This is a genomic window from Actinophytocola sp. (assembly GCF_009379765.1).
GTDB lineage: Bacteria > Actinomycetota > Actinomycetes > Mycobacteriales > Pseudonocardiaceae > Actinophytocola.
On record NZ_WHTD01000247.1, the window covers coordinates 1 to 8,875 of the forward strand.

Sequence of the window (8,875 nt, forward strand, 5' to 3'; positions counted from 1 at the left end):
CACCGGCATCGAGATCAGCGACCGACAGATGAAAGAACTCCCGATCACCCGCGACACCTGGCACGGCGACTGGAACTACACCCTCCGCCCGACACGCGACACGCCCAACCCACCCTGACTTGATTCACTACGCGCCCTAACCTGGGGGACATGACCGAGCCCGGGCTCCGTGAGCGCAAGAAGCAGCAGACGCGCCGCACCATCATCGACACCGCGACCCGCCTGTTCGCCGCGCGCGGGTTCGAGCAGGTGCCGGTCGCCGAGGTGGCCCGTGCGGCCGATGTCTCGGTGGCGACCGTCTTCAACTACTTCCCCACCAAGGAAGACATGGTCTACGACGGCATGGACGACTTCGAGGCCGCGCTCGTCGAGGCCCTCCGGCAGCGCCCGGCCGGCGAGCGGATGCTGGACACGTTCCGCGCGTTCGTCCTGCGCCCACACTCCCTTGTGGACCATCCGGAGGCGGTCGCGCGCATCGCCGCGATCGCGCGGGTCGTCAAGGACAGCGCCGCGCTCCAGGCCCGCGAGCGGCTGGTGTTCGACCGCTACACACGCGCGCTGGCCGACCTGGTCGCCGAGGAGACCTCCGCGAAGCCGCACGACGTCGAGCCGTGGGTGGTCGCCAACGCGCTGATGGGCGTCAACCGCGCGCTGAAGGACTTCGTGCACGACCAGGCCCTCGCCGGCCGCACCGGCAAGCAGATCGCCAAGGACGTGCTCGCCCAGGGCCGCCGCGCGCTGGCCCTGCTGGAAGCCGGCCTGGCCGGCTGACGGCGGCGGCGCTGGCCTGTCGCCAACGCCGCCGCCGTTCTCACCGTGCCCGAACCCGGGCCGCTAGCCTTTACCCGCGCCGCCGCCGACCGCCCTGCGGCCGGCGCACCGGCCGAAGCTGGCCCTGGCTGTCCACCGGACCCAGCGGACCGCTGCGCCGCGCGGGCGGCATCCGGTCGTAGGAGTCCTCGGGACCGCGCGCCGGGGGCATCCGGTCATAGGAGTCGGACGGTCCCGGGCGACCGCCGCGCCGTGCCGGCGGCATCCGGTCGTAGGAGTCGGACGGGCCGCGACCGCGCGGGTCGGCGGGCGGCATCCGGTCATACGAATCCACCGGACCCCGCCCACGCGGGTCGACCGCGGGCAGCCGGTCGTAGGAGTCCGCCGGGCCGAGCCGGCCTGTCAACGGCGGCAGGTCACCGCCGTCGGGGCGCCGGTGGGACCCGGCACGGTCGTAGTCGTCCTCGGCACTGTGCCGATCCGGGGGCTCGGACCAGGCACCCTCGACCCGCCGCGGCGCCCGGTAGGTGCCCGAGGTGCGACCGTCCACGGCCGGCATCCGGTCGAAGGAGTCCTCCGGGCCACGGCCGCGCGGGTCCACCGCGGGCATCCGGTCATAGGAGTCGGCGGGCCCACGGCCGCGCGGGTCCACGGGCGGCATCCGATCGTAGCCGTTCGCCGGGCCTTGGACCGGCCGCAGGTGACCGTTCACCGGCGGCATCCGGTCATGGGAGTCCTCCGGACCGCGACCACGCTGCACCGGCCGAAGGTGACCGGTGTTCCCGACCGGCGGCATCCGGTCGAACGAGTCCTCGGGGCCCCGCCCGCTCGGCACCGACCGCAGGTGGCCGTTGTTCTGGACGGGAGGCATCCGGTCGAAGGAGCCCTCCGGACCACGACCGCCCCGCACCGGCCGCAGGTGACCGGTGTTCGCCACCGGCGGCAGCCGGTCGTAGGAGTCCTCCGGACCGTAGCCGTTGACCGGCCGCCCGTCGGGACCCGCCGGGCTCTGGGCCTCCAGGTACCGCGCGAAGCCCTCCGCGGGCGACAACCCGCTGAAGGAGTCCTCCGGACCCATCCGGGGACCGCCCGGAGGCGGCCCGACCGGGGGCGGGCCGCCGACCGGGGGCAGCCGGTCGTAGGAGTCCGCCGGACCCCGCCCGCCGTTCGCCGGCCGCATCCGCGCGGAGTCCATCGGACCCGTCGGCGCCGGGGCCATCCGGCCGTTCGTCGCTGGAGCGGGAGGTGCGGCCATCCGAGCCGGCTGCATCCGCGGGTTCGAGGCGGCCGGACCCGGGCGACCGGCACCCGCCGGCTGCAGCTGCCGGGACCGCTCGACCGGCAGGCCGTCCGGACCCAGCACCGGCATCAGGCCGGTCGCGTCGACAGGGCTCGCGCCGGCGGGCTGCATCCGGCCCCGCGAGTCGGCCGGCTGCAACCGGGTGCTCGACTGCACCGGGCCGTTGGCCGCCGGCTCCAGGTAACCCATGGCCGGCTGCTCCTCGCGCCGCGCGGGCTTGTCCTTGGGGGGCAGCGAGTGCTTGCCCTTCCGCTTCGCCGCGAGCCCGGGCGTCGCCGGCGCTGCGTGGTCGCCCGCGCCCTCACTTGCCGCGGCCGGCAGCGCGCGCTTCGGCACCGGGTTCTGCCGCGCGACGCTGTCGGTCCATGACAGCACCGACGACGGGCAGTCCACGCCGACCACGCCCATCAGCCGGCCGTCGCGGGCGTAGCCGAAGATCGTTCCCGTGCCGTCGTCCGGGCTGCCCAGCGCGACGATGTCCTTGCCGAGCTTCGGCACGCCCGCGGCCTGGATGCGCACGCCGTACTGCTCGGTCCAGAACCGCGGCATCGGGGTGAACGGGTCCGCCGCGGCCCGGCCGGCCAGCAGGTTCTCCGCCGCGGCGCGGCCCATCTCGATGGCGTTCAGCCAGTGCTCGAAGCGCCGCGGCACGTCGTCGAACCGCACGTTGGGCCACTGCGCGACGTCACCCGCCGCCACCACGTCCTCCGCGCCGACCACGTGGCAGGTCGGCTCGCAGACCACGCCGTCGTCCAGCGGCAGGCCGGACCCGCGCAGCCACGACGTCGACGGGAGGGTGCCGGTCGCCATGACCACGCACGCGGCGAGCATCGTGGTGCCGTCGGCGAGCTGCAGCCCGATCCCCTCGGGGCGTGGGTTCCATGCCTTGATCGACGTGCCCAGCGCGAGGTCGACGCCGTGGTCGCGGTGCAGGCCGGTCAGCCACGCACCGAGGTCCGGGCCGAGCACGTTGCCGAGCAGGTTGGGCGAGCGGCCGATGAGGGTCACCTCGCGGTCCATGTGCCGCAGGCTCGCCGCGATCTCGCAGCCGGTGAACCCGCCACCGACCACGGCCACCGGGCCGCGGCTCGAGCTGATGGCCCGCTCCAGGTCCAGCGCGTCGGGCAGCGTGCGCACCACCAGCACCCGCGGGTCGTGGTAGGGCACGCCGTTCTGGCGCCGCGCCTCGACACCGCTCGCGATGATCAGCCCGTCGTACTTGATCTCCTCGCCGCCGGGCAGGTGGACGACCCGGCTGTGCGGGAGCAGGTACTGGACGGGCGTGTTCAGCCGCCACTTGGCGCCGACGTCCTGGTACGCCGGGAGCATCAGGTCGTTGGGTCGCATCGTCCCGTTCAGCAGCTGCTTGGACAGCGCCGGCCGGTGGTAGGGCGGGATCCGCTCCTGCCCGATGATCACGATCTCGCCCTCGAACCCTTTCTCGCGGAGCCGTTCGGCGGACCGAAGTCCGGCCAGTCCGGCTCCCACCACGACGATCCGCTCATCACGGTTCATCGGCTGCGTACCTCCTGCAACTGGATCGCCTGCATGGGGCAGGAACGTGCTGCTGCCTGTGCCCCGGCGCGGCTTCCGGTGTCCGGATCGCGTACGTACCGCAGGCGACCGTCCGCCAGGAGCTGGAAGAGCTCCGGGGACTCGGCCTGACAGATCCCGTACCGCCGGCACCGCTGGTTGTCGACGCTGACCTGTACTTTCTTTCCGTTGACGCCCCTGTTCGGTGCCTCCGTCGGGTCGATGTCCGCCATTTGCGGCGGGGTGGCGGCCGGTGCCGCGCTGAGCAGCCCGGCCTTGATGAGCACCCGCGGCGGCGTGAACCGCAGGACGGTGAGCGTGACCGCCGGCGTCACTGCCGTCAGCCCGCCCAGCCAGAGCACCGAGAGGTGCCCGTTGGCGATGGCGCCGAACCAGGAGTGCACGACCACCATGGCGACCGCGGGGTACGCCAGCTGGTGGAACCGCAGCCAGTTCCGGTACTTCACGAAGCGCCGCATCCCCACGCCGAGGGTGATCGCGATCATGATCTCGAGGCCGAGGATGCCCAGCGTGTGCCGGAACTTGCCGGTGAACGGCACCGAGATCCCGGTCAGCGACAGCGACTGCTCGCGGAGCAGCACGAACACGACGGCGTGGCTGATACCGGTCGCCAGCGTGAGCGAGGCCAGGATCATGTGCCCCGAGCGGATGGCCTGGAGCCCGGTGAGCCGCTTGATCCAGCCGGTCGCGGTGAAGATGCCCCAGCAGAGGGTGAAGCACATCAGGACGTAGGCAAGGCGCGCGGAGAGCGCGGCCGCCTCGCGGATGCCGATGTCGTGCTGCGGCAGGGCGACGACGACGGAGCTGACGACGGTGCTCGCGATGGCGTTCACTCGGCCGACCCTCGCGTGCTGAAGGTGCGGACGACGACGAGCGTGGTGGCGATCATCACCAGCACCACGATGCCGCCGACGAGCAGGTCGCTACTTCCCAACGAGTTCTCCGGGTAGGCCGTGGTCCGGGCCGAGGCCTCCGCGAACATCCCGTGGTCCGCGGTGACGTCTCCGGTGCCCTCGAGCAGGGTCATGTGCTTCATGACGATGTTGTTGGCCTGCTGCGCGAAGTCGCGGATCGTCGCGTTGCGGGTGCCGGCGCGTACCTCGGCGATCAGCCCGAAGACGGTCCCGTGGGCCGCGCGCAGCCGGTCGGCGAAGGTTTGGTCGAACTTGACGCCTTCCTTGCTGGAGATGTCGGCCATCCACGACTTCTGCGAGGAGGTCGGCTGGTCGGGCAGCTTCACGTCGAACTGTTCGGCCAACTGCGCGACGGCCGTGTTCAGCTGGGTGTGATCCTGGGCCAGCACCTTGCCGACGTCCTTGACCGTCTGGGTGCTGCCGCGTTCCTCGGCCAGCTCGCCCATTGGAATCTCCCACAGGTTCGCGAAGCGAATCACCGTGAGGAACTCCCGGTCGAGCTTTTCAATACCCTGGGACTCCGCTCGAGCCTGGCTCGACGACTGGCTGGCCAGGGCAATCCCGGCCACCGGGCAGGCCGCGCCGGCGACCGCCAGCAGTCCCGCCACCATCCATCTCAGAACTCCGCGCCGCATCGCTATCCGTCCGAGGCCGCTCAGAATTTTCTCATTCCCGAACCGATAATTTGTTTAGCTAATTCATTCTGCTCGCTGTTCACGTTTTTCACGCCGTATCCACTTTCGCTGCTGCCGTACTCGCTCGCGGCACCTTCACGCAGTTCACAACCACTGAGCAGCACCGCCGCAAGCGCGGCAAGAACCGCGAGGCCGGCTATCCCAGTGCTACGGATCCGCATCTGGACACGACTCCTCTACAACGCATTTCCAGGACGGACATCTCGCGTCAACGACGTTGTTTGGACACGGCTCGCCCATCACCAACGCCCCTATATACGGTGGATAACGGTTGGAACGTTCAGCCCGGGTCCAGGCGGTTCACGTGACGTGCGTCACAAAAATTGTCTGAACTTTTTGTGCTCCGGATCCGTAGCGGTCGCCGCGCTCCCCGTGGTGGCATGGAGGCTCGGTCCGACGATGGTCAGGACGATGGTCAGACGGTGGGCGGAGGGGTCATGAGGGCGGCTCTGGTTCTGCTGGTGACGACCCTGGCGGCAGGCCTGGTGACGGCGTCGGCGGCATCTTCGGCGGCGGCCGCGGCGCCCTCCGCGGACGTGGTGCGCACCGGCAGCGGGCTCGTGCGCGGCACGTCCGAGGGGCCCCTGCGGCTGTTCCAGGGGATCCCGTTCGCGCGGCCGCCGGTCGGGTCGCTCCGGTGGCAGGCGCCGCGGCCCGTGCGCCCGTGGGGCGGCGTGTACGACGCGACGTTCCCGCGCAGCCAGTGCGCGCAGATCGCGCCGGCCTACGGCGGGTCGACCACCTACGGGGAGGACTGCCTCTACCTCAACGTCACCGCGCCCACCCGCCGGCACGGGCGCCTCCCGGTGATGGTCTGGCTGCACGGCGGCAGCAACCTCACCGGTTCCGGGAGCGCGTACGACGCGGCGGCGCTCGCGGGCGAGGGTGACGTGGTCGTCGTGACGGTGAACTACCGGCTCGGCGTGTTCGGCTGGCTGGCGCATCCGTCGTTCGGCTCGGGGACCGGGAACTACGGGCTCCTCGACCAGCAGGCGGCGCTGCGCTGGGTGCGGCGCAACGCGGCGGCGTTCGGCGGCGACCCGCGGAACGTGACGCTGTTCGGCGAGTCGGCCGGCGCGGCGGACACGTGCGCGTCGCTGGTCTCCCCCACCGCGGCGGGCCTGTTCCACAAGGCGGTCATGCAGAGCTACAGCTGCGCCTTCCCCGCGCGCACGATGCCCGCCGCCGAAGCGGACGCGGCGAGCGTGGCGGCCGCGGTCGGGTGCGCGGACGCCGGCTGCCTGCGCGGCGTTTCCGCGAAGACGTTGCTGGAGCGGTTCGCGGCTCTGGGCGCGGCGGCGGGTCCGGTGGTCGGCGACCGCGTCCTCCCCCGCCAACCCGCCGACGCGATCGCCCGTGGCCGGTTCAACCGGATGCCGGTGATGCACGGCAACACCCTCGACGAGATGCGCCTCTATGTGGCGCTGTTCTACCCGCAGCCGATCACCGAGGAGCAGTACGACGACATCGTCCTGGCGACCTACGGTCCCGCGGTGCTCACGCGGTACCCGGCCGCGAGCTACCCCGAGCCGCGCATCGCCCTGGCCACCATCCAGACGGACTACGGCGGCCCGCTGTCGACGTGCACCCACCTCGACGCGTACCGCCTGCTGGCCGAGCGGGTGCCGGTCTACGCCTACCAGTTCGCCGACCGGGAGGCGCCGCCGCTGATCGACGCCCCCGGCTTCGACGAGGGCGCCGAGCACGCGACGGAGCTGACGTTCCTGTGGCCGAACCTGCTCGGCTCGCTGACCGAGCCCCAGGAACGGCTGTCGGACCGGATGGTGCGTTACTGGACGACGTTCGCGCACGACGGGCGGCCCGCCGGCTGGCCACGCTTCCGCGACGCCGACGACGTGCTGAGCCTGTCGCCCGACCGGATCCGGCCCGTCGACATCGCCGAGCAGAGCAACTGCGCGTTCTGGTCGGAGCTCACCGGCTGACCGCGTCGGCGTAGGCCTCGGGTTCCTCGAGCTGGACGAAGTGCCCGGCGTCGGGGAGCTCGAGAACCGCACCGTGCGGCCGGAACGCCTCGACCTGCGCCGGGCCGGCGACCAGGTCGTGGCCGCCCTTGATCAGCACGGCCGCCGTCTCGAGGCGCCGGAGCAGGGGAACGAGCGACTCGGCGCAGCCGTCGAGCGCCTGCTCGGCGTGGGCCCGGCCGCGCGCCCGCAACTCGTCGGGGAACCGCGCCGCCGCCTCGGTCGCCTGCCACCGCGCGCGGGCGGCCGGCTGGTGGAAGTAGAGGTCGTCGTACCGGTCGTGGTCGACGAGCCGGCCGATCAGCGGCGCGGTCTCCCTCCAGTCCGTGATCCGCTCCGGCCGCGCGGCGAGCCGCCGGCATTCCTGGGCGCTGCCGTGGTCGCCGAGCTCGTCGAAGATCGCCGCGGCGGCCGGCAGTCGCCGGCGCTCCGTGTCGTCGAAGTCCCAGCAGGGGTTCTCGAAGATCACCGTGTCGACGCGGCCGGGATGCGCGCACGCGTACCGCAGGGCGACCCGACCGCCGAACGAGTGGCCGAGCACCGTCCACCGCGGGATGCGCAGCGCTTCCCGGACGGCCTCGCAGTCGTCGACGAGGAGTTGCTCGGTGAGCGTCCCGTCGAGGGGGTCGGACCGCAGCACACCGCGCTGGTCCATCCCGACGAGGAAGCGCCGGCGGGCGATGAGGTCGCCCTGCCAGGCCATGAACTCGTGGCATGACATGCCGGGTCCGCCGTGCAGGTAGAGCAACGGCGGTGTGCCGGGGTCACCGCGCAGGTCGAGGAACAGGGTGGTGCCGTTGACCGCGACGTACCGTTCGGGCATCCGGTCATCTTCCCACCCGGCCGACAGGTTTCGCACGCGCCGCCGGCCGGAACCACGAGATGGACTGGCTGACCCTTGACTGGTTACACCGGGCGGCGGCATGCCGACGGTGGCCCGGGAGGTGATCGACACGACCGGCGCCGTCCTGGCCGGTCGCGGCTGGTACGAGGGCGCGCAGACGCTCGGCGGTGTGCTCCACTGTGGACAGTGGCGCGGACCGCTGACCGCGAGCGCCCGGCGGGATATGCTTCGGTTCGACCGTCTCGTCGGGCCATGTTGGGCGGCGCCATGTTCGGTGCATCCAAGCGACGCGTCGCCGCGCCGGACGTCGAGCTGCACGCGCTGCTCGCCATCGCCGATCGCGGGTGCGAGCTGCAGGACCGGGCCGAAGCCGTGCTCCGCGGCTGCGCCGGACCGGATCGGCCCGACACCGACCTCGCCCGCGAGGGCGGGTACGTCGCCGGCGAGTACCACCGCCTGCACGGCTGGGCCGTCGACACCCCGTCCCCGGACGCTGCGCGGGTCGCGCAGCTGCTGATGGGCCACTGCCAGCTGGTGCACCATGCCGTGCGGCTCGCGTTCCCCAGGTCCGGGCACCGGACCGAGACCCACCGGCGGGCGATCTCGCCCGACCTCGGCGACCCGGCCGGCCAGCTTCGCGCCCGCCGCGACGAGCTCGCCCGGCGCATCGAGGGTTAGGGCTCGTAGCGAATCAAGTCAGTGCGGCTCGGGTGTGTCGTGCGTCGGGTGCAGGGTGTAGTTCCAGTCGCCGTGCCAGGGGTCGCGGGTGATCGGGAGTTCTTTCATTTCTTTGTTGCTGATCTCGATGCCGGTGG

10 protein-coding genes are annotated in these 8,875 nt (G+C 72.1%); 4 read left to right on the forward strand and 6 right to left on the reverse strand.

What is annotated here, in order from left to right:
• Positions 1–13: 13 nt before the first annotated feature.
• Complete coding sequence (locus GEV28_RS42920; protein WP_367115201.1) at positions 14–118, forward strand: hypothetical protein; 105 nt, start codon at positions 14–16, stop codon at positions 116–118.
• A 32-nt stretch (positions 119–150) separates the two neighbouring features.
• A complete protein-coding gene (locus tag GEV28_RS40625) occupies positions 151–771 on the forward strand; it encodes a TetR/AcrR family transcriptional regulator (protein ID WP_291419458.1) in 621 nt (206 codons plus the stop codon).
• A gap of 70 nt (positions 772–841) precedes the next feature.
• On the opposite strand, the gene GEV28_RS40630 is transcribed toward GEV28_RS40625, so the two are convergent.
• From GEV28_RS40630 to GEV28_RS40645, 4 genes are read right to left on the reverse strand one after another with little or no spacing between them, the layout of a single operon-like run.
• Positions 842–3,586 (reverse strand): FAD-dependent oxidoreductase, encoded by a 2,745-nt coding sequence (locus GEV28_RS40630; protein ID WP_291419460.1) that lies wholly within the window; start codon positions 3,584–3,586, stop codon positions 842–844.
• The gene (locus tag GEV28_RS40635; protein WP_291419462.1) at positions 3,583–4,458 is read right to left on the reverse strand and encodes a ferredoxin; all 876 of its coding nucleotides are present in this window, start codon (positions 4,456–4,458) and stop codon (positions 3,583–3,585) included. The genes GEV28_RS40630 and GEV28_RS40635 overlap by 4 nt, the downstream gene beginning before the upstream one ends.
• Positions 4,455–5,150 (reverse strand): DUF4142 domain-containing protein, encoded by a 696-nt coding sequence (locus tag GEV28_RS40640; protein WP_291419464.1) that lies wholly within the window; start codon positions 5,148–5,150, stop codon positions 4,455–4,457. The genes GEV28_RS40635 and GEV28_RS40640 overlap by 4 nt, the downstream gene beginning before the upstream one ends.
• A gap of 44 nt (positions 5,151–5,194) precedes the next feature.
• Positions 5,195–5,395, reverse strand: a complete 201-nt coding sequence (locus GEV28_RS40645) for a hypothetical protein (protein WP_291419466.1) — start codon at positions 5,393–5,395, stop codon at positions 5,195–5,197.
• A gap of 276 nt (positions 5,396–5,671) precedes the next feature.
• Here GEV28_RS40645 and GEV28_RS40650 point away from each other — a divergent pair, with 276 nt between their 5' ends.
• On the forward strand, positions 5,672–7,177 hold the full coding sequence (locus GEV28_RS40650; RefSeq protein ID WP_291419468.1) for a carboxylesterase family protein: 1,506 nt from the start codon (positions 5,672–5,674) through the stop codon (positions 7,175–7,177).
• On the opposite strand, the gene GEV28_RS40655 is transcribed toward GEV28_RS40650, so the two are convergent.
• Complete coding sequence (locus tag GEV28_RS40655; RefSeq protein WP_291419470.1) at positions 7,167–8,039, reverse strand: alpha/beta fold hydrolase; 873 nt, start codon at positions 8,037–8,039, stop codon at positions 7,167–7,169. The genes GEV28_RS40650 and GEV28_RS40655 overlap by 11 nt on opposite strands.
• A gap of 288 nt (positions 8,040–8,327) precedes the next feature.
• On the opposite strand from GEV28_RS40655, the gene GEV28_RS40660 reads away from it, so the two are divergent.
• Positions 8,328–8,738: a hypothetical protein gene (locus GEV28_RS40660; protein WP_291419472.1), complete on the forward strand. Its 411-nt coding sequence runs from the start codon at positions 8,328–8,330 to the stop codon at positions 8,736–8,738.
• A gap of 18 nt (positions 8,739–8,756) precedes the next feature.
• Here GEV28_RS40660 and GEV28_RS42925 read toward each other — a convergent pair whose 3' ends face one another.
• Complete coding sequence (locus GEV28_RS42925) at positions 8,757–8,867, reverse strand: hypothetical protein (RefSeq protein ID WP_367115189.1); 111 nt, start codon at positions 8,865–8,867, stop codon at positions 8,757–8,759.
• Positions 8,868–8,875 lie beyond the last annotated feature (8 nt).

Bases quoted from the DNA above. Each gene is read 5' to 3' on its own strand.
- GEV28_RS40625 (WP_291419458.1), top strand. From the start codon at position 151: ATGACCGAGCCCGGGCTCCGTGAGCGCAAGAAGCAGCAGACGCGCCGC.
- GEV28_RS40630 (WP_291419460.1), bottom strand. From the start codon at position 3,586: ATGAACCGTGATGAGCGGATCGTCGTGGTGGGAGCCGGACTGGCCGGA.
- GEV28_RS40640 (WP_291419464.1), bottom strand. From the start codon at position 5,150: ATGGTGGCGGGACTGCTGGCGGTCGCCGGCGCGGCCTGCCCGGTGGCC.
- GEV28_RS40645 (WP_291419466.1), bottom strand. From the start codon at position 5,395: ATGCGGATCCGTAGCACTGGGATAGCCGGCCTCGCGGTTCTTGCCGCG.
- GEV28_RS40650 (WP_291419468.1), top strand. From the start codon at position 5,672: ATGAGGGCGGCTCTGGTTCTGCTGGTGACGACCCTGGCGGCAGGCCTG.
- GEV28_RS40655 (WP_291419470.1), bottom strand. From the start codon at position 8,039: ATGCCCGAACGGTACGTCGCGGTCAACGGCACCACCCTGTTCCTCGAC.
- GEV28_RS40660 (WP_291419472.1), top strand. From the start codon at position 8,328: ATGTTCGGTGCATCCAAGCGACGCGTCGCCGCGCCGGACGTCGAGCTG.